The organism is Moritella marina ATCC 15381 (assembly GCF_008931805.1).
Classification (GTDB): Bacteria; Pseudomonadota; Gammaproteobacteria; order Enterobacterales; family Moritellaceae; genus Moritella; species Moritella marina.
In genome coordinates this window covers 1,591,063-1,612,106 of record NZ_CP044399.1, presented here as the reverse complement: position 1 = coordinate 1,612,106, position 21,044 = coordinate 1,591,063, and the positions used below count along the sequence as shown (strand labels likewise).

Genomic DNA, 21,044 nt, shown 5'->3' with positions numbered 1-21,044 from the left:
GGATCCATGAACATATTATCAAGCGTACTATCGATTATCTTCTTTTTTATCATGGTTGCCGTTATTTATTCACAGTTCCGTAAGACCAAAACTGCAGACAGTAATAAAACAGTAGAGCAATTTGATGGAATAGATGAAAAAGATGCACCAATTCCTAAGGTTTTCTTTGTTGCGTATCTTATTGCGTTTATAGGCGCAATTGTTTACGTCCTTCTATACCCAAGTTTAGCTTCTTGGAAAGGGTTTATCGGTTGGACCGAGAACGATGACGCGTATGTAGCTAAATCAATTGATATAAACAATAACATTAACGCAATAATCAACGCGAATACCGATGAACAAGTCTTTACGCTGTTACAAAAAGATCCGCTTGTTTTGCAGAGTGGTAAATCGTTATTTGGTGATAATTGTTCTGCTTGTCATGGTCAGGATGCTAAGGGGCAATATAACTACCCGAGTTTAGTTGATAAAGATTGGTTATACGGCGGCTCACCTCAAGATGTCTATACGACCATACATAATGGACGTAAGGGTAAAATGCCAGCTTGGAAAGGTGTACTGAGCGGTAAAGACATAGATGAGCTTACCCAGTATGTGTCTGAGCTAAATAAAGGACCATTTAAAAGCAATGCGCTTTTCGATGCTAATTGTTCATCATGTCACGGTAAAGAGGCTCAAGGTTCACATAGCGTAGGAGCCCCTAACTTAACGAATGATATCTGGCTTCATGGTTCAACCAATGCTGATATCAAACGTAATATTGAGAATGGCATGTATAACGAAATGCCTGATTTTGGTCAACGCCTTAGCAGAAATCAAATATTGTCTTTAACCTCTTATATTGTGTCCCTACAGAGTGAACCACAAGATAATATCGATATTATGCAAGCGAACACTTATATCTTCTCTCGAAACGAACAGCAATTGCCGGCAGTGCTAACGACTTGTGTGGCCTGTCATGGCGCAGATGGTCTTGGTACTTTACCTGGAGCGCCTAAGTTAGCAGGATTAAAGCAAGCGTATATCTATAACCAATTACACTTGTTTGTATCTGGTTTAAGAAAAAATGCAACGATGCAAAATATAGTTGCCGACTTAGATGTGAAAGACAAGTTACTTGCTGCTAGCTATTTCAGTTCACTCGATTCACCGGCGATAAGTAAAATTACCCCAGAGAAATCAGCTGACGGTATCATCAAAGATCCTACTGAGCGCCTGATATTTCAAGGTGATTGGCAACGCGCTATTCCTGCTTGTTCTACTTGTCATGGTCAAGAAACGCAAGGTAGCCCATCATTTCCAAGATTGGCAGGTCAATCATCTGACTATTTAGAGAAACAATTATTTGACTGGCGAACAGGCGATAGAACCGGTGATCAAGGTCATATGATGCAAAACGTCGTTAACAAGCTAACAGATGATGAAATTAAATCCCTGTCGAAATATTTATCAAAAATGAAATAACCTGTGAGCCAGTTAAAGGCCAATAGATCGAAGGTTAACAGCTCAAAGATTAATAGGATACTGTAATTATGAAAATGAATAAGTTAAGAAGGGAAATCATTAAAGCTGGTGGCTATGTCGCTTTAGCTGCTGCACCATTAACGGCTTTCTCTAAAGAGTTTATGAAATACGGCAAAATGTATTCAGATGGTGAGGGAGTTAGCTATGCCGATGGCCCTAAGCCTGTATTAAGCAATTTTCCGCAAAAAGATAATGTTGTGATCGTACATACTCGACCACCTCATCTTGAAACGCCTTTTAATGTATTCAATGAAGGGCTAATAACACCAAACAACCGTTTCTTTGTTCGTTATCATCTAGCTGACGTCCCCGTTGCCATAGACACTGATAAGTACACTATTACTATTTCAGGGGCTGTTAATGAGGAAGTGACATTAAGCTTGGCTGAATTAAAGTCGATTGAAGGCCAACAAGAAATTGTCGCGGTACAACAGTGTACTGGTAATAGTCGAGGTTATTCATCTCCACGTGTTTTTGGTGCGCAATTAAGTAATGGCGCTATGGGGAATGCGAAGTTCAAAGGCGTGCCACTTAAAAATGTGTTAGCTAAAGCGGGAATTTCTAGTGCTGCGACAAGTGTCATTATCGATGGTTTGGATAAGCCGGTTCGAGATACCACACCAGACTTTCAAAAATCATTACCTATTGATCATATTATGACGGGCGAACCTATGCTTGTTTGGGAAATGAATGGTGAACCTTTACCATTTTTAAATGGCTTTCCAGTGAAATTAATCGTTCCGGGTTGGTATGCAACATATTGGGTTAAACATGTATCGCACCTTAAAGTTATAGAGGGTGAGTTTGATAACTTTGATGCGTTCTTTATGACAACTGCATACCGTCTACCTGATAACGATTCCAAGAGTGAATTACCAACTGCCAGAGCGAAAAAGACGTTACCTGTAAATCGTTTCCCAATAAGAAGTTTTGTTACTAGCTTAGAAAATGGTGATGAAGTTAATGCTGCAACTAGTATTGAAATTAAAGGGATAGCTTTTGATAGTGGTAGTGGTATCAAAAAAGTTGAAGTTTCAGTCGATGGTGGCAATAAGTGGATGCAAGCAGCGCTTGGTGAAAATCTTGGTCGTTTTTCCTTTCGAGGTTGGAAGTTAAGCCATAATTTTAATGAAAAAGGCAGAACGCTTGTGATGGTAAGAGCTACAGGTAAGAGTGGAGAGACACAACCTCTTAATGCCTCTTGGAATCATGGCGGTTATAACCGAAACGCGATTGAACGAACAAGTATTAAGGTGGTTTAAATGCGGTTTTTACTTATTATATTAGCGCTATGTTCATTGACTGTTAAAGCTGAGATCGTATCAATTACCTTACCTATGGATAATACCAAGCTTAAGCCGTCGACATTACCAGGATATGGCCTCGCGCAATCTAAATGTCACCTTTGTCATTCAGTCGATTACGTTATGTATCAACCACCAGAAATGGATCTAAAAGAGTGGACTGGTGAGATGTATAAAATGCGTAATGCCTATGGTGCACCTATCAGTATGGGGGAGGCTAAGGTTATAGCGGCTTATTTGTCAGTTGTTTATGGCTCTGCAAAAGAAACGGATGCAGAAATAATTGCCTTAACTAAACTCGCTAGCACTAAAAAAATATATCAGCCTGACAACTTAGATGTAAAATCACTATTATCTGATAATGATTGTTTAACGTGTCATAAAGATTCTAAAGGTCTGTCTTTGAAAGAAATTGGCGCTAAATATGAAGGAACGGATAATGCTGTTGATAGGTTGGGAGTGGCTATTAAGTCAGGCGGTCTTGGCATGCCTAAACCACCTATCAATCGCCATGAATCAGAAGCGATTGCAAAATACATCCTAGGGGAAAGTACGAAATAGACCATTCTTGACTACACGCTATCTTCCGATAAAAAGGCCCTGAGTATTTAACGCTCAGGGCCTTTTTAACATAAACTTAATCTATTCAAATCATAGCGTTAATACTATTTCCCTTACTATATTCAGCCATAACTAATACCTACCTTTTTGTAAAATACAATCAAAGCAAACATAACAAAACGCTTGATACATAAATATCAAGCGTTGGCATTCTACTTATACGGAATTCGGTAGAGTGCTGACCGCGCTATTTTAATTTACAAATGAGGTGAAACTATGAGCTTTTGGACAAAACTATTTGGTGGTGCGGCTGCAGAGCCAATTGATGCATTGGGTTCTGCAGTGGATAGAATCTTTACTAATGATGAAGAACGCATGCAGGCACAAGCGGTGCTCGATAAAATAGCCCAGCAACCAGCTATTCTGCAGGCCGAGATTAATAAGATTGAAGCTCAGCATCGTTCACTCTTTGTCGCCGGTTGGCGGCCTGCAATTGGTTGGGTCTGCGCTATCGGTCTTGCCTTTCCATTTATCCTGAATCCTTTAATAGAGTGGGCTGGTGGATCGGGGCCTGAAATACCAATGGATCAACTGATGGAGTTAGTCGTGGCACTACTTGGACTGGGTACACTGCGCACATTTGAAAAGTTGGCTGGCAGAACGAAATAACCCCCTGGACTTTAACATTCCCTCGTAAAAGTCAAAGCAACTTGATGAGACTTTTATTGTTATTGAACCATGTTAAAAATAGCTTAAGCATACATTTGTATCATTATGATATAAATACTTGACCTAATAAAGGTCGTAGACCATAATTATATCAAATTGATATAAACAATCAGCGCAATAAGTAATGATTATTTTATTATAATATCCATTAAATGGTGTTAGGCGAGGGCACTACACTTATGGGCATTTAAAAGTAATTCTAAGCGGTTTCATGAACAACCACACCAAACTGCAGGCGGTGATTGGCAAATGAACATTGAAGGAATTGCTTCAGGTGATTCAATTAGGATCCCACTAGTGTTAAGAAGACATGAAGATGACCCTTCAGTACTAGTGATTACTGTTATTAGTATTTAGTTATTAACAGCAGGAGTTATTGTTTCTAGTTTTGATTATCTAGCAAAGTATTTATTTAAAATTGGAGTTAAAATGACTAAGACATACCACTATACAGAGTGTGGTCTACCAAATGTGCATCTAAAAAATGGCTACACGCTTGAAATAATTGATGGTGAAGAATACCTAAGTATCGATGATATGAATGGTTTACATGATGCTATTGGTACAGAGGTTGTAGAAAAAAATCAGGGCTTAACAGGCGATGAGTTTAAGTTCTTACGATTACAATTTAATCAATCACGCAGAGTACTTGGTGAACTATTAGGTGTAGATCAACAAACTGTAGGCCGTTGGGAAAAAGAAGAAACTGCAATCCCTAAAATAGTTGATGCCACTATGCGTCAGCTATTTTTAGAGCTATTGAATGAAGATAGTAATTTAAGTTACCTGCTTCAAAAACTAGCAGGTACAGAAGCTGAAGCGCTAATGTCTGAAATTATTCTTGAAGAGAAAGATCACAACTGGCTTAAAGCGGTATAAGTCAGAAAAAACGATGTAAATGACTATTCTCAATTTCATTGGCCAATATCAGTAGTAAGATGATAACCCTCATTTAAAAAATTAAAGTGGTTACCATGACAATCGATCTAAATAGTCGTTACGGCTTAAACCCTGCGCATAGTGAAGTAGTTGAAGCATGTAAAGTTATTGAGCCGTGCGATACATTAGATATGGGCTGTTCGAATGGGCGTAATGCCTTGTATCTCGGCCAGCTTGGATTTAACGTTACCGCCATTGATATTAATCCAGCTGCTATTGATAGTCTGCAAGGTATTGCTCAGCAAGAGGGAATGAGTAATATCAAGGCTCAGGTACACGACATTAACAGCGCTAACCTGAGTAAAGATTATGATTTTATCTCTTGTACCGTAACCTTAATGTTTGTCAATCCAGCGAATGTCGACGCTATTATTGCTGATATGCACCAGCGAACGCTACCTGGTGGTTACAACCTGATTGTTTGTGCCATGAGCACTGAAGAAACACCATGCCCAGTACCGTTTCCTTTCACGCTAAAAGCAGGGCAGTTAAGCGAGGCTTATGCTGGGTGGGAACTGATTAAGTACAATGAAGATGTAGGTACTATGCATAACGGCGCTAAATTACAGTTTGCGACTATGTTAGCGCGTAAACCTGTTTAAAGAATAAGGCACTCATAACGGAAACATTTATGCTATTCAATGTTTCCGTTATGGTAAAAATACATTAAGGACCCCATTACTGAGGTCTTGTGCTTATAACATGTGACTAAGACGAGTCTAATTAATAACTGACCCAATGATCAATCACTAAAATCTGGTTTTTGTCACCTTCGGTTGAAGAGGTCGGTTCTAAGTAGCCGTGTAAACCCCACACATAAGTCGCGAACCCTTCGTTATAATTTAACGCGGGTACCGATGCTTTAATGGTACTTGAATCTTCTATGGTGACCTTAATATCTTTGGCGTATTCGTACATATGGCGCATATCTATCGCTAAGCGGCCTAATACGACCCCAAATTCTGCACCATAAGCTTGGCTTATTTTAGTGCTTTCCGAAACGCCTTCCCCTTTAGTTATTGCTTGGGTTGTATCCATATTGGCAACTGATGTTCCTTCTGACACGGCGTAAATTACATCATAAGCATCGTCATCAAGCCTTTGTCGATAACTCTCAATGGAAGGATATGATGCAGGATCACCAACTGTGCTTGTGGTGAAGTCTGCAACATTAAATGGTAAGTAGTATTGCTCGTCTAACTCATTGCTATTCACCACTGTGTCATTGTATTTAGAGACTTCCATCATAGTTAATTGTGGAGCCCTAGGAGACATCACTTGGATTGATTTTCCAATGTCATCAGGGTCTGGCATTCTTTACGCTGTAAGCGAATAAGTCGTAAGGGACAATGGACAGCAGTAAGGTATGGTCGTGAAGGCCATTGGTACTTGTTTCCGCAAACGTATATTCACTTGTCGAATAAGTGTAATTTTCAGATGTCGTTATGGTCGAGCCTTTATTTAGCCCTTTAAATACAACCTCAAAGTCATTCGAGCCTAAAAATTTATTCTCCCGCTTGCTTTTGTATTTGATACCGGCTTTGATCTGCCATGAATAGCCTTTTGATATCGCAAGACTGTCTTTACTAGTTGATTTGAAACCGATTGATACGGATGATTTTTCACTGCCAGATGAATCCGCATAGAAAGGGGGTAAGGTGAACAGGCCTTGGATGAGGGGATCCGAAAATCCGATGCTGTGTTCTTCTATCCCTTCATATTCGAGAGCCATTCTTTGACCGGTGAAATCAATGGTAATTGGTCTTGGGTCATTATTTTGAGCAAACTCCTGGGGTATATGCCAGTCCAATTTGTCATTGTTTTTTAGATAAACGTCACCCAATGTAAACCATCCACCATTTAAGGGTAATATTTCAGGGGTTTGATGTGTGTAATACCATTCGTCATGTACCGCGACTAGAAAAGAAGGTTTAGATGTTTCGGTATGGAATAGGCGGTCATCACTGGCTTCTTCATGCAACATGGTGAATGGTAAAATGAACAGTTCTTCTCTTGCATCGTCGATAATATCAGACTGTTCTCCAACCACACCCTCAATAGGGACAAGATCCATCAAAGCATAATTACCAACGGAGAAAGCAGATCGAGATATATTGCTATTACTTTCTTGGGGCAACCCGTTTTCAACGAGGTACATTTGTGAACCTTGGTCTTCTGTTTCTAATGGTAGTTGGAATACCTTATCACCAAAATAAATTAGCTTATTGCTGCCCCAACCAAATGGGTCCCAAGCTGATATGTCTGTCGCTACATTTCTTCCCCAACTCCACGTGCCAGGGTTAAGCTTAAAGAAGGCTGTTTCAGAGCCCCAGTTACCATGACCAAAATCGTTATGCGCGTTTGATGGGTCCCAGTATACAACGCCAACATTATCTTGAGATATGACTTGATCATTATCATCATCTGGGTGGCTCCATGGTGCGCCCCCGATGATCACTTCGTTCATTGGATCTTCATCTATATTACCGATCGTGATTGCTGAAGGGTTTAATTCCAGATGATAAGTACGTGAGCTCTCTACATCTTGTGGTGAAGCTTGCGACGCGGAGACTGATTTAGCACTGTTATAGGTAAAACCTTCGAGCTGTCGGGTAAATTTACTCGATGATCGCCCCTGACTGTCGATGTTGTGCATTTCAATGTAGGGGCTGCTTCCACCTCCTTGTTGATTACAAACCTCAGCGAAGGCAATAACAAGTTCCTCGGCTGGATCACCGTCGACGTTGCCTGTGGCTAGGCTGACTTTTTCTATGTCGTTGTTGTAATAAAAACTATGTTTAAAGGTCTGTGTTAGCGAGAATGAACCACTGCTGCTAAAGATATTATTCGGCCGCCATATTTTGACTTCACCACAATACTGAGTAACAAGGAAATCATCTTGTCCATCCGCGGTGACATCCATTGACTCAACTTGAATGTATGCACACTCGGTGACATCTTTAAGCTTTCCGTCTAACTCTGGCTCTGAGTTAGTGCTGTACAGTAAAAAGTCTTTGGTGGCGGCATCGCTGCTTAAATTGAAATTACCGTCCTCTATATCATGCAGACGTTTTTGGTCGTCTTTTATATAAGTGATTCTAGCCCGTAACTGCATGTTAGTACTGCTGAATTTCTTAAAATAAAACGTCACTATTTCTTGTTGGAAATTACTATCAAAATCAGCGGCTACAACATCATAAACTGTATTGATGTACTGCTGATCTGAAAAGTCTAGATCACTGGAAATATTGGTTGGCATGCGTTCACTGCTTACTTTGAAACCTGACTGAGAATTGACATACGGTTCCCGGCTATAGGGCAATAAAGAATGCATGTTTGTACCATCGGTATTTGCATTGCGATGCTGGAAGTATATTGAGTCTTGTTTGTGGGTGTAGGAAACGGGTGCGACATAAGGATGATAACTCGCATCAAATTGACCTGAATTAGGGTTGAAGGGGACAGGATCATACTCGGGCAGTAATCCCCATTTTTTTAATAGTGAGGTATATTTGTCTTCCTCAGTTTGCAGAGACTTCTTTTTTTCTCTGAGTTCTGCTTTAATGAATTTGACATCTTCAGGTTGATACTGGTTAGAAGCTAACTCGTCTGATATTTTTTTTATGTCATCCTTTATTGTTGAAGTCTCTTTGATATTACTACAAGCCGATAGAAAGATTAAAATTGGGAACGCTAGCGTTGTTTTCAAGATATAAACCCTATGTGTAATTGTTTGTTAGTTTGCGCAAGAGTTAACCTGAATTAGATGACCAGTTCATGACGGTTAAATGAAGCTTTAATGACAAGATTAACAGTGGGTTAAACGAATAACTTTATCATGGAGAGTAAATGTATCTAGTTCCACATATATAATTTAGACCATCATGCAGTACTATTTAAAGACAATACGATCGCTTTAATATAACCGTATTAAAAGGGGCTTATGATAGCTATCAAATCATCTATCTTATTACGTGCAGAAGAGAGGATCACTTCGTGGTTTAATTGATAATTTAAAGATACGTATTCAGTCAGTATAGAGTCGGGTGATGCCTTGATTATAACTTAGGTCACAGAGGTCTTAAATAACAGAGCAGGGCGTGTTAAACCAAGGTTTTATTCGCGCGCTCTGTAAAATGTACCAGTGGTAACCGACAAAAACTTTCAGATTTCACACAGCACACGTGATTTATTCCTTTAAAAACAGACATGTACTGGCTATTCAGACCTGAAGTCACTAATCGTTGATAACGATGAAAAAATGGTTTCTAGTCATACGGTTACGAACGTTTAACATCTATCTAGATTATCATAAATATCGATTGCAGCGTGATAAAAATCCCTTAAAAAACATTGAGCTAGTTGCGATAGCTGTAAGGTATAAAGAACCATCTCGATATCGTTTGATAGACTGCTTTCCGGTGAGTCGATATCGACTAAATCGCTTTATGCACAAGCTGGACTTAACTCTATTGTCAGCGCATATATTCGGAACAAGAAAGCAGGGAAAGAATATTGGGCAATACAAAACAGTTAGTCATCAGTTTTTCTGTAGCAGCATCAAATATTGAGGTGACAATCTTAAGAGACATTTTTTAGCAGCTTTAAAACGAAATGGATTAATATTGATAAAAGGTTACTCATAACATAACTGAATATTAGAGCCAGATTAGAACGTATCGATACAGTGGTGGTTTAATCCCAAGTGAACCTGAACGAAGATACATTAAGAATACCAAGTGGTAGCAAAATTAGTTGAGCATTTCATGATGCATTCTAAAAATATTTACCGTTTGTATTGAATGATGAGTTCTAGATGTGAGAGTTTATTGGTGATCAGGGATCTAACAAGAATCCGATAGCGATATATGAACATTGACCAATATGTAGATTGTTTGAATATACGAGGGAAAATAGCTTGATGGTTTCTACAGTTAGATCCACAGACATATAAAGTTTTGGTTTTTATATGTCTGGATATATTTGATTACGTCATATTTTGGATAAAATATGATGTAATCATTTAGATGCATATCATATACTTTATGGTAAATAACTAAGTGTTAAATGCAGCTATGTAATTTTAAACGAGATCAGATCTGGATCCAAAGTTCAATTATCAATCAATAGAACGGGGCTTATTTCAATTCCCACAAACCTTATTTACCATAATATAAATTATGCGCAGTGTTATGTAAGCCCAGATAGAAGTGTCAGGTTTGAAATTATCGGCATTGATATCAAAATCCTGTCCCTGGTACTTCAATTTGCTATCAAAAACCTGTGCGCTACGTGAAATCTGAAATGTTTTGCCAGTATAGTTACTGTAGATTTCACACAGCGCGTTATCTATTTAGACGTTTGATTACTAATAATTTTATCTGACTTCAAATGTTCTAGCTCTTTCAAGCACGCGAATATTTTTGCATAACCAATGAAATTTTGTTCATCACCATCGGTAAAATCTGCTGACAAAAGATCCTCATGCAGGAATAATATTGATTCTTTAATATCATCAAGTCCAATTGATAATTCACTCCTTGCTGTAAGGCATTGTTCACCACGGCGATAAAATACAGCGCTACCGGATACCATATTCATAATATGCTTCTATAATTATTGGGGATAATAAGATTATTTGTTAAACGGTCAAGCTATAAATACTCCTCTTATATTCATGGTAGCAACATGTAACCAACCACAATTAATTAAGGGAAAATAAAAATGAGATCTTTAAATAAGATATTTTCTATCATAATTATTTCAGCCAGTTTAGTTACTGTGCCACTGGTCAGTGCTTCACCTTCACAGCAAGTAAACCAAACTCCGTTACAGGAAATCGTTAATTCGCTAGAGTTAACAGAAGATCAACAGAATGAAATATCTTCATTCATTGATAAGTATCAAGAGTCTCGTCCAGTTATTGATGTGGAAAAAGTGATAGAACTAAAAAAAGAGCAACTACGCTTGATTGCTCAGCCTAAACTCGATGAACCCAAATTAGGGTCAATAATCGATATGATTCAAGTTAAGCAAAAACAGCTTCTGATAGATGAGATGCAATTAAAAAATAATATTTATAATGTGCTAACAGAAGATCAGAAAACTAAGTTTAAATCTTCGCTGAAGTCATTGATACTTGAAACTAACTAATTTGTGTATTTTCAGTGAGCTATTAAAATCGGCCTCCTCGTTGGAGGCTTTTTATCTCAGTATAAAGCAGTAAATATAGACACGCTATTTAACATAATAAATGCAGTCTTATTAATCACCAGTTTATCTTTCCCACAATACTGGTCCGTTACCTTCTTGAGCTAATATGTCTTGTGGGTTTCTTAGCTTACATTTATTAATGGACAGACAACCACAACCGATACATTCATCAAGCTCATCCCTCAACGTTTGTAAGCTGTTAATACGCTCGTTCAACTGTAACTTCCACGTATTGGCCATCGCCCTCCACTCTTCTTCTGTAGGCGCGCTCTCCTTAGGTAAGTGAGAAAGCGCTATTGTCACTTCTTGTAAAGATATCCCTAACTTTTGAGCCATTTTAATTACTGAGATACGCCTTAATACGCTGCGGTCATAGCGGCGTTGATTACCCGTATTTCGCCAACTTTGAATAAGCCCTTTCTTCTCATAAAAATGCAAGGTTGATACTTTAACACCAGCCCTTGTTGCCACTTGCCCAACGCTCATTTCCATCTGATGTCCTATCTGATTTTATATTTTAATCTATGCAATATATCACTTTACCTCAACATAGGTTGAGGTATTAGACTAGCAGCAATATAAATAAAAAGCATGGAGCATTAAATGAAAAGTAGAACTATCCCCTATCTATTGGCCCGATTTTTTGATGGCATATCATCTGGTATGTTTATGATGGCGTTACCCTGGATCATGCTTTTAGAAGAAGGCATGGGATTTTTTGTGGCGATTACAGCATTAGTTTGTACTTCTTTATCCTTTGTTTTCACACCGTTTTTTGCCACTATGATTGATCGCCATTCAAGAAAGACTATTTTGATATTGATGCAATTAGCACAAGCGACGACCGCGTTAATGGTGTTCATTACTTACTACAACGACCTGCAATCTCATTGGGTTTTAGCCTTTGCTCAGCTAATATTTTGGTTAAGTAATGATTTAGCTTGGAGTTGTAATAATGCTTTTACACAAGAAAACTATCGCCAAAGTGAATACGCTAAAATATCAAGTTATCAAGAAGTTGTGATGCAAGTAACCACACTAGGTGCTGGCGCTATGGGGATCATTTTACTGGAACACTGGTCAATGCTCGAGTTTGCCTTTTTAGCCACATTCGCTTCATTCCTGTCTGGCTTATGCTACATAGCGACGCCTTACACACGCCAGTTCAGTCCATCATTGAAAGAAGCATTTTTTAAACAACTTGTAGCAAGCAAAGGCATATTTGCTAAACAAAAACGTTTCTATACATTCTTGGCGCTGTCTTGCTTATCTTATCCAGTATTAACTTTTCTGGTAAAACTTGTGCCTATCTATTTTGCTGAGCAAGATATTAGCGGTAGTTGGTTTGCGACATGGAAGATGAGCTATGGCCTAGGTGCGTTATTAAGTGGCTTCCTTATTGCTCGTCTGTTAGCGCGATATAATCATGAAAATGCGATGGTTTTTTCGATTCTAGCGATGGCGATTATACTTATTTTAATGGGCTCTTATCTTTCCCCTACTTTGATTATATTACTGACTATCGTCCTTGGTTTTTTCAATTCATATAATCGTATTGCCAGAACCAATAAGATGCATCATGTTATCGCGATGGAAGAAAGAGGACGCGTTGAAGGCGGGTTAAAACTGTTTTCTACGCTGGTACAAAGCTTGAGTTACGTCGTTATTGCGCTGTTAAGTTACTTACAACTCACAGCTTTGGGTTTTATTATTATCGGAATAGTGTTGTTGGTGGCAGGCGTTATGATGTTGCAGTTAAAGAAAGGCTCAGACTTGCTAGACTTATCCTTAGTATCGAATAAGTCTAGCTGATAAAGACAAAATCAAAATCGAGCGTTGATCTCTTTAGGCTTAAGAAACTCAAGCGGTTTGTCTAAAATATGTTGATAGATGACGTTATAGACTAAAACATTTTTGACATAACGTCGGGTTTCTTTATAGGGAATAGCTTCAACCCAACTGTCCATTGCTAAGGCCTGTTCTGCTCGACCGTCTTTGCTGCCTTGCCAGCGATCAACGCGATTTGGGCCGGCATTATACGCTGCGGTTGCAAGCACCCGATTCCCTTCATAACGCTTAAGCAGGCCATCAAAATAGGCAGTGCCTAGCTGGACATTGATATCGCCATCGGTTAATTGTGCTTTCTTTTTATAATCCTTCAAGCCGATTTTACGGGCAGTCTCTTTTGCCGTTCCTGGCATCAGTTGCATATAGCCACGTGCACCGACCGGCGAGTTGGCAAATTCATCAAACGAGCTTTCCTGACGTGTAATGGCGTAGATATAACTAGAATCGAGCTCATATCGTTCGGCATTCGCATAAAACAATTGCGGCTTAGCTGCAGGGAAACGAATATTCAACGCACTCCAACTTTTAGAAAGAATACTGGCAACGACCGAAAGATGAGCCCAGCCTTTTTGAAAGGCAAATAAACCTAACTGCCTTTGCAGGTTGATACTTTGATTGCTAATTAAGACTCGCCACTCGCGTTTAAGCAAGTACATATGTTGATGGAAATACAACTCATCAATATGTGCCAACTGTGTTTTAAGATGGTTTAAGTCTTGTTGCTGTTCGTTGACGATATTAGGATTAAATTGGTAATCCAGACCTAATTTCTGCGCCGCCAAAAAACCGTAATAATTACGTTCAGTCGCTATCGATTGATAAAGCTTATCAGCCTGATTCTGCTGTTGTTTGTTTTCCAATACCCGGGCTTGCCAATACTGCCATTTACTCGCCAACGGCTTAGTCTCGCTAAGCTGCGCTAGCCAATATTCGATATCGAGCCAGTTATTTAATCTAATCGCATAACGGATGCGACGTTCTATTAATGATACATCGCCTAAAGTAGAAAGTGATTTATCTAACCAAGGAAATAAGCTTGTTTCGTCACGGATCATAATGCGCGATATAAGGTATTTTTTTAAACGGTCTTGTTCTTTTGATGTTAAAGCGAGTTTTCGCTCATAATCAAGATATGCATTTAAGCCTAACTCAATATCCTTTTTAGCAAGACGTTTAATGCTGGCGACTAAAAAGTCATTAGATGCAGCATTCTCAAATAAAGGATTGTTTAGTAACGTTGCTGGAGCTTTATGCAAAGCATATAGCTGCTCGGCCAACAGCTTGTTTTCCTTGTCCATTAAAGTGATTAAATAAGACATAATGGCTGTTTTATTCTTTACATAAGCTAAGTTAAATCGCTTAAAGATTAATTCCTGAGATATTTTTTTATTATCAAGGTAATAGTCTAGAACATCATCACAGGCATTCGGTAAGGAAGAGCCCGTTAACCAGGTTTTTTGCACATCAGTCCAAATTTCATCTGCTTGGTCATTCGCTAATTGCGCCTGAAAATGAAAGCATTTCAAGTCAACTGATTTGGGAAGTTGCGGATAAAAAGACAGGTACTCATCCCAATATTGATTTTCTGCTAAGTAATATAAATAACTTCTCTGCAGATCATAACTAGCGCGACGATCACTGTTATTCTTTATAAAAGCTTGTACTTCAAGCATGCTATCACGGCTAAAGTGCGCTTTAATCTGTTCGAATTCAAGCAAGTAAGTTAATGGATACCCGGGGATTAGCTTTGTTTTTTGTAACGCTTCTGACCACATATCTTGTGATTGTAAGTCCGCAGCTTGCGTATACAGACCTCTTTGTTGATCCCAAGTAAGCGAGGTCGCAAAGCTTGAGCATGAGAAAAGAAACAAAGAGAGAGAAAATACTTTCATCGATTAGTAAGCCTTATATCCCGTGCTTTCACACAGTGAGGAATAGTTGTTAAAACATTGTATTTAACGTGAGTACAACTAAAGTGACAATAGATTAACATTAGCACAGTGAAGATTATGGTGCTATTGATTAAATCTGTATAAATAGTTAGGTCAAACCACCTCTTCCCCAAAGATAGTTACCTTCATGTGCCCTATATTCAGATTATCCTAAGCATTTTTGACAAGTCTATTTTGTAGATGATCTACGAAAATCGATATTTTTTTTGCTAAATGTTTTCTCCCTGCATAAAAAGCATAAAGGACCAAATCTTCTGGTTCAACTTCTAACTTGATAACTTCTAACGAACCAGCTTTTAATTCGCTCGAACAAAAGTCTGCAGGCAAGATCGCTAAACCAATGCCAGCAACCGCACCAGTCTTCGCGATATGGCCACTATTAACTTTAAATGTCGAGTTTACATGTTGTTTAATAAGCTTACCGTCTGCATTTTTGAATACCCAAGGCGCACCATCCAAAGCTGTTAGGCTACTAATACAGGGTACCTGATTTAAATCGGCAAGTTCATAGGGGCGCTTATGTAAATTGAGTAACTTAGGAGAAACAACGACGACACTTTTCCATCTGGTTATTTCTTTTGCTACCCACCCACTATCGCAAAGACTGCCACGGTGATAACTCAAAATCAGGTCGAAACCATCAAGTAAATCTTCTCTTGGGCTTAAACTTGTTTCACAACACAGCGATATTGCAGGATGTTCAATGCAAAACGACACGACCGCTTCAGCCAGTAATGGTATGTCTGGGATTAAAATCCTAAGTTGCCCCATTATGGTTTGGGCGTTTTGACTCACATCTTCTAGCGCGTCATTTAGTGCAACTAACAATCCCCTTGTTGTCGAGTAAAGTTGCTCTCCAGCCTCCGTTGGAGTCATGCGACGAGTTGTTCTTTCTAGTAACCGTGTATTCAGCTTTTCCTCTAACAGAGCAACATGACGGCTCACATTTGAAGTCGGTAAATCAAGCTGTTCAGCTGCTTTTTTAAAGCTATTGTACTCATAGACACTGTGGAAACTTTTCAGCCACAGCTGTTCAATTTGGTTAATCATTTATTATCCCGCCAGGTTGGATTATAAAGCCCATTTCCTACACTTTATTACCAAAAATGGTTTTGTACAATGAGTTCTTCGATTCCACCTGTTACTTACAATATAAACAAGGTTCCACAATGCTCACTTCCAGTTTTTCATCTCCGCGCCTGTTTACTTACAATAAATATATATGTTTTGTAATCCAATTCCTGATTGCACTTGACGCACTCATCATCGTTCCATTTAGCTCTTCAATGGCTATCCAAGCTAATGCTTCTGCTTCACAATCTGGTTATCTTACTTCTGCTTATGCTCTCGCAGCAGGTATAACGTGTCTAGTTATTAAGGGATCACAAGACATTGCTCGCGAAAAAAATAGAGTTGTATTTTTCCTTTTCGGCATCACGGTTATGACGATTTTAACAACGATCGTTGAAGGCTTTAATTTATTAGTTTTTACTCGTGCATTAACTGGATTGTTTGGCGGTGCGCTAGCTGTTGTAAACTTCAACTATTTGTTATTAATATCAGACAGGGATAATAAAAAGAAGAATACAGCGATATTGCTGAGTACATTTCCTTTAGCGCTAGCGCTTGGTGTGCCAACTATTATCCTTATATCTTCAGGAAGTGGATGGCAACTAGGCTTTCAAGTTGTAGGGGGTGCATTTAGTATTGTTACTTTAATATTCACCGTTTTACTCATGGCATCGTTTAAGCAGTTGCGTTTATTAAATCACTCTTTAACGGAAGTTAAGCAAACACCAACGGCAGATACTATCAGTAATGGCAAAGCTATGTTTTTATCAGCTGTTGTCATGTTCACTGCAATTTTGAGTACTTTTGTCGTTTCGACTCAATACCCAGTGATGCTAACGATCAATCTTAATATATCAGAACAACTATTGAGCCTGTGCTATACGCTAAGCGGGTTAGGTTCATTCATTGCTATACAATATTACGCGAGAACTAAAAATAGGGACTTTTCACTTAAAAAATTAATAGTCTTGCTGTCGTTGATCATGGTCACTACGGTCGGTGTTGGCTTTAAAACTGTTGATATTTACTCTGCTGCGACAGCATTTGTCATCTTTATAATTGTGAGTTCTACGCGTACTATTATATTAATTACAGAATTGGTAAACGCCCTTACCCCACAAGACCGCGTTAGAATGATTAGTCTGCAAAATTCACTACAACATTTTGCAGTTGGACTTGGCGGTGCACTGGGTAGCCTACTGGTTACGCAGGGTTTAGACTCAAACCTAGATTTCACTACCATGATTTATGTCGCAATAGTCCTCATCATTTCTACACCAGGATTATTTTGGATTAAGACGTCAATGAAAGGCTATAAACAAGCTAAAGATTCACGCAATTTGTCTATTGATTGAATGCCAATATCACCACTTTGCCAACCAAAATTGTCCGCATCAAAGCGCGGGAATATATGTAGGTGGTAATGTGACAATTCATTAAACTTGCCATTATTTTGTAGGAAAGAAATACCATCAGGTTTAAACGCGAATTCAATACGCTGATATAAATCTCTAGCAACTTGCGTTATTTCATCATGTACACAAGCAGGTAAATCTATAAATGTTGCGTAAGGTGTCGTTGGACAGATAAGGATATGGCCAAAGTTAATCGGATCGTGATCAGCAAATGCGATCACATTTTCGGACTCATAAATAATAACCGCATCGATTTCACGGTTGATGATTTTTGTTACTATGGTCATTCTCTCTCCCTAAATTGTAGAACGCTATTCGTTTGGTCTCTTATTTTTCCGCTCTAAAGTCACTTGCTAATGAGTTTTTTGATAGGCGCAGCTTCATATGTAATGTCTTATTGTTTAAGTACTTAGATACTAATTTTAGACAGTAATCCTAACAGTATACATATTACAGATAAGGAGTGTATAAAATACTTAATAGTGAATTAATTAGAGGGTTAGTTACGTTTTAAGTGCCAATTTTCCGGGGAAGAAAATAAGACTGTATATGTATACAGTTAAAAATACCCCCCGTAAAATGATGACTCTTAACGGGGGTTTATAAGTTTTACTTTGAATGCTCTACGCTATTTTTAGCTATTCTGAATCAGCATCTCTTGACCAAATGTCAGCGTTGATAGGTGCTTTGTTCTTACGTTTTTTCTTACCGCTACCTTCTGGTGGTGCCATAGGAACGTACGCTTCAATCGTTTCATCAACTTCAAAACCAGCTTCTTGTTCACGATCAAGTTTGATTTTGTTTTTCTTTTCGATGATGCTGAAATGGTGCGCATCCACATGGTCGATAAGTGATAACGCTAAACCAACTTCACCAGCACGGCCACTACGACCAATACGGTGCATGTAGTCAGCAGGACTTCTTGGTAAGTCAAAGTTGATCACAACTGGTAGTTTATCAATATCGATACCACGAGCAGCAATGTCTGTTGCGATTAATACGTGGATCTGACCAGCTTTAAAGCCGTCAAGTGTACGAATACGTGCACTCTGTCCTTTATCACCATGGAATACTTGTGATGTAACACCACGTTTAGCCAGTTTTTCTGCTAAGTGATTACAGCTGTGTTTCGAGTTAACGAAGATCAGCACTTGGCGCCATTCGTGTTTCTTGATTAAGTGCGCTAATAAGGCAGTTTTTTCGCCTTGGTTAACACTAAATGCGCGTTGCACTAATGTACTTGCATCTGCACTTTGTAATTGAATCTCAAGTGGATCGTTAAGCAATTCTTCAGTTAACGCTTCTACTTGTTCTGGGAAAGTAGCAGAGAATAATAAAATCTGTTTTTGTTTTGGCATTAACGCCATCAACGCAGATAGCTCTTCGGTAAAGCCTAGGCTTAACATACGATCGGCTTCATCTAGCACTAAGGTTTTAACCATGTCTAGTTTAATAGCATTACTTGAAATCAAATCCAGTAAACGACCTGGTGTTGCTACCAAAATATCAGTGCCGCCACGTAATGCAAGCATCTGAGTATTAACAGACACACCACCAAATACAGCAACAGTTTTGATTTCGCCGTTTAAGTGAGACGCATAAGATTTGATACTGTTAGCAACCTGCATCGCAAGTTCACGCGTTGGAACTAAAACAAGTCCAGCAACATAGTTGCCTTTTGATTTAGTACTGTTTTTCTTTTCTGTGAATAAGTCTTGCAGCATCGGCAGTGCAAAAGCTGCTGTCTTACCTGAACCTGTATTAGCGCCTGCAATTAAATCACGTCCAGCTAATACACTTGGGATAGCTTGCGCTTGAATTGGCGTAGGTTGCTGATATTCCATTTCAGTTAATCGCGTTAGTAAAGGCGATATAAGACCCAGTTCAGTAAAGTTGGTTGGTGCTGTTGCAGTTGTCATTAATATAAAAGGCTCAAGAATAAGATAATAGCCGGCTATTTTAGCGTATTTATGCCCTATTCAGTTAGTGAAATCGTTCAAAGCTTGGTGTAATGTCAATCAGTCCATAAATAGGCTGCATTTTATTCGACGTTAAGTGAGTAAAGTCCTAGAAATAGTCGATATTATTTGATCCTAAATCTGTTATCCATCGTATCAATGAAAGATACTAATCATAATGGAAAAATACAAATTGAAACATATCAACGCTCTTACCCTTGGCAGCATGCCTGACCGATTTAGAACGCATTTAATTAACAGCTTATCCGGTTTTAAAAGCGCAAACCTTATCGGCACTATTAATGCCCAAGGCCAAACTAACTTAGCTATGTTTAGTTCAGTTATTCACCTAGGTGCATCCCCCGCTTTAGTTGGCTTTATTACACGTCCGGACAGCGTAATTCGACATACCTTAGAAAATATCAAGCAGACTAAGCAATACACAATCAATCAAGTCAGTGAGGATTTTTATATAAACGCACATCAAACATCAGCGCGTTATTTAAGTGACGAAAGTGAGTTTGAACATACAGGATTAACTGAGCATTATTTAGACGGCTACAGCGCCCCATTTGTTAAAGAAAGTGGCCTTAAATATGTATTGACGTTACGACAAATAATTCCGATCGCATTGAATAATACCCAACTAGTGATTGGCGAAGTCACCGATATATTGTGTGATGAGAAAGCGATAAGAAGTGATGGTTATATTGATATTGAAACGCTAAAGACCGTAGCTGTTTCTGGGTTAGATAGTTATCACCTTAGCTCAAGATTATCTCGTTTAAGTTACGCTAAAGCCGGTACATTACCAACAAATATCAGTGTCGATGGTAATACGATTGCACTGTAACTGTGTCATGAGGGGAAAGTTATGAGAACATCACAAACACTGGGTTACATGGGGTTAATCCCCTTCATCGCCATCTTGTATGTAAGTATTAATAATATGGGATTGCCGTTAGATGCTAAACAAGTATTTATTGCCTATAGCGCTATCATTCTAAGCTTTGTTGCCGGGACACTCTGGCAAACAAGTGAAGAAAGAAAACACGACCGAAGGAAAATAGTCAGTAATATATTCTGCTTGTTCGCCTTTCTTAGCTTGCTTGTTAACCAGCATCTAGCCTTGATGATCCTCGTTGTAAATTACATTTTGTTATTCTTATACGAATCTAAATTAGCTAAACTAAACCAAGGACATGATAGAAATATAGCTTATATGACGATGCGATTAAGACTCACATCTATCATCGTTTTATTGCATGGCTATGCGTATTATTTATGGTGATAACTGTGGCTAGCAGCTATTGCCAGCCGATACGCCATTTGTCACTCGATTTTAATTCTCGCCAATCTATGCTGTATTCTTTCTTGCTCATAACCGCTTCTATCACACATTCGATAACCTTTTTGTCTTCATCGAATTTAACCAGGGTGATGATAAAATGCTTTTCTTTGTTATCCACATCAACCTTGGTCCATTTACTGAGCATTAACGATTTGGGATTAATACTGTTCATATTTGGC

The 21,044-nt window shown here is 38.7% G+C and carries 20 protein-coding genes; 11 read left to right on the top strand and 9 right to left on the bottom strand.

Annotated elements, in window-relative coordinates; all coding sequences use genetic code 11:
- Nucleotides 1–6 precede the first annotated feature (6 nt).
- The 6 genes from ccoP (at nt 7) to tehB (ending at nt 5,659) form a co-directional block, all read left to right on the top strand.
- Entirely contained in the window at nt 7–1,464 is a 1,458-nt protein-coding gene (gene ccoP / locus FR932_RS07300) for a cytochrome-c oxidase, cbb3-type subunit III (RefSeq protein WP_019440111.1), read from the top strand.
- Nucleotides 1,465–1,532: 68 nt separating this feature from the next.
- Nucleotides 1,533–2,786: a molybdopterin-dependent oxidoreductase gene (locus FR932_RS07295; protein WP_019440112.1), complete on the top strand. Its 1,254-nt coding sequence runs from the start codon at nt 1,533–1,535 to the stop codon at nt 2,784–2,786.
- A complete protein-coding gene (locus FR932_RS07290) occupies nt 2,787–3,389 on the top strand; it encodes a c-type cytochrome (protein WP_019440113.1) in 603 nt (200 codons plus the stop codon).
- 276 nt (nt 3,390–3,665) lie between these two features.
- A complete protein-coding gene (locus FR932_RS07285) occupies nt 3,666–4,058 on the top strand; it encodes a 3TM-type holin (RefSeq protein WP_019440114.1) in 393 nt (130 codons plus the stop codon).
- A 489-nt stretch (nt 4,059–4,547) separates the two neighbouring features.
- Complete coding sequence (locus FR932_RS07280) at nt 4,548–4,997, top strand: transcriptional regulator (protein WP_019440115.1); 450 nt, start codon at nt 4,548–4,550, stop codon at nt 4,995–4,997.
- Between the two features lie 95 nt (nt 4,998–5,092).
- Nucleotides 5,093–5,659 (top strand): tellurite resistance methyltransferase TehB, encoded by a 567-nt coding sequence (gene tehB, locus FR932_RS07275; RefSeq protein WP_019440116.1) that lies wholly within the window; start codon nt 5,093–5,095, stop codon nt 5,657–5,659.
- Between the two features lie 121 nt (nt 5,660–5,780).
- On the opposite strand, the gene FR932_RS07270 is transcribed toward tehB, so the two are convergent.
- The 3 genes from FR932_RS07270 to FR932_RS07260 all read right to left on the bottom strand — a co-directional run bounded on the left by FR932_RS07270 (nt 5,781) and on the right by FR932_RS07260 (nt 10,658).
- Complete coding sequence (locus FR932_RS07270) at nt 5,781–6,371, bottom strand: hypothetical protein (protein ID WP_019440117.1); 591 nt, start codon at nt 6,369–6,371, stop codon at nt 5,781–5,783.
- Nucleotides 6,358–8,391 (bottom strand): hypothetical protein, encoded by a 2,034-nt coding sequence (locus FR932_RS07265; protein ID WP_240532356.1) that lies wholly within the window; start codon nt 8,389–8,391, stop codon nt 6,358–6,360. Before FR932_RS07265 ends, FR932_RS07270 begins: the two co-directional genes overlap by 14 nt.
- Nucleotides 8,392–10,406: 2,015 nt before the next feature.
- A complete protein-coding gene (locus FR932_RS07260; protein WP_019440119.1) occupies nt 10,407–10,658 on the bottom strand; it encodes a hypothetical protein in 252 nt (83 codons plus the stop codon).
- A 123-nt stretch (nt 10,659–10,781) separates the two neighbouring features.
- Between FR932_RS07260 and FR932_RS07255 the strand changes: the two genes are divergently transcribed.
- The gene (locus FR932_RS07255; RefSeq protein WP_019440120.1) at nt 10,782–11,210 is read left to right on the top strand and encodes a Spy/CpxP family protein refolding chaperone; all 429 of its coding nucleotides are present in this window, start codon (nt 10,782–10,784) and stop codon (nt 11,208–11,210) included.
- Nucleotides 11,211–11,333: 123 nt separating this feature from the next.
- Here FR932_RS07255 and soxR read toward each other — a convergent pair whose 3' ends face one another.
- A complete protein-coding gene (gene soxR / locus FR932_RS07250) occupies nt 11,334–11,762 on the bottom strand; it encodes a redox-sensitive transcriptional activator SoxR (protein ID WP_019440121.1) in 429 nt (142 codons plus the stop codon).
- 111 nt (nt 11,763–11,873) lie between these two features.
- Between soxR and FR932_RS07245 the strand changes: the two genes are divergently transcribed.
- Entirely contained in the window at nt 11,874–13,082 is a 1,209-nt protein-coding gene (locus FR932_RS07245) for an MFS transporter (protein ID WP_019628768.1), read from the top strand.
- Nucleotides 13,083–13,093: 11 nt separating this feature from the next.
- Here FR932_RS07245 and FR932_RS07240 read toward each other — a convergent pair whose 3' ends face one another.
- Together FR932_RS07240 and FR932_RS07235 are read right to left on the bottom strand one after the other, a co-directional pair.
- A complete protein-coding gene (locus tag FR932_RS07240; protein ID WP_019440123.1) occupies nt 13,094–15,010 on the bottom strand; it encodes a transglycosylase SLT domain-containing protein in 1,917 nt (638 codons plus the stop codon).
- A 210-nt stretch (nt 15,011–15,220) separates the two neighbouring features.
- Nucleotides 15,221–16,120, bottom strand: a complete 900-nt coding sequence (locus tag FR932_RS07235; RefSeq protein ID WP_019440124.1) for a LysR family transcriptional regulator — start codon at nt 16,118–16,120, stop codon at nt 15,221–15,223.
- A gap of 119 nt (nt 16,121–16,239) precedes the next feature.
- Between FR932_RS07235 and FR932_RS07230 the strand changes: the two genes are divergently transcribed.
- Nucleotides 16,240–17,496 (top strand): MFS transporter, encoded by a 1,257-nt coding sequence (locus FR932_RS07230; RefSeq protein WP_019440125.1) that lies wholly within the window; start codon nt 16,240–16,242, stop codon nt 17,494–17,496.
- On the opposite strand, the gene FR932_RS07225 is transcribed toward FR932_RS07230, so the two are convergent.
- The gene (locus tag FR932_RS07225; RefSeq protein WP_019440126.1) at nt 17,454–17,843 is read right to left on the bottom strand and encodes an HIT family protein; all 390 of its coding nucleotides are present in this window, start codon (nt 17,841–17,843) and stop codon (nt 17,454–17,456) included. The genes FR932_RS07230 and FR932_RS07225 overlap by 43 nt on opposite strands.
- A 351-nt stretch (nt 17,844–18,194) precedes the next feature.
- Entirely contained in the window at nt 18,195–19,475 is a 1,281-nt protein-coding gene (locus FR932_RS07220) for a DEAD/DEAH box helicase (protein ID WP_019440127.1), read from the bottom strand.
- 217 nt (nt 19,476–19,692) lie between these two features.
- Here FR932_RS07220 and FR932_RS07215 point away from each other — a divergent pair, with 217 nt between their 5' ends.
- Both FR932_RS07215 and FR932_RS07210 read left to right on the top strand, forming a co-directional pair.
- Nucleotides 19,693–20,367 carry a flavin reductase family protein gene (locus FR932_RS07215; RefSeq protein WP_019440128.1) on the top strand — a complete coding sequence of 225 codons (675 nt, stop codon included), beginning with the start codon at nt 19,693–19,695 and terminating at the stop codon, nt 20,365–20,367.
- Between the two features lie 21 nt (nt 20,368–20,388).
- Nucleotides 20,389–20,805 (top strand): DUF3429 domain-containing protein, encoded by a 417-nt coding sequence (locus FR932_RS07210; RefSeq protein WP_019440129.1) that lies wholly within the window; start codon nt 20,389–20,391, stop codon nt 20,803–20,805.
- 16 nt (nt 20,806–20,821) lie between these two features.
- Here FR932_RS07210 and FR932_RS07205 read toward each other — a convergent pair whose 3' ends face one another.
- On the bottom strand, nt 20,822–21,037 hold the full coding sequence (locus tag FR932_RS07205) for a TIGR02450 family Trp-rich protein (protein ID WP_019440130.1): 216 nt from the start codon (nt 21,035–21,037) through the stop codon (nt 20,822–20,824).
- Nucleotides 21,038–21,044 lie beyond the last annotated feature (7 nt).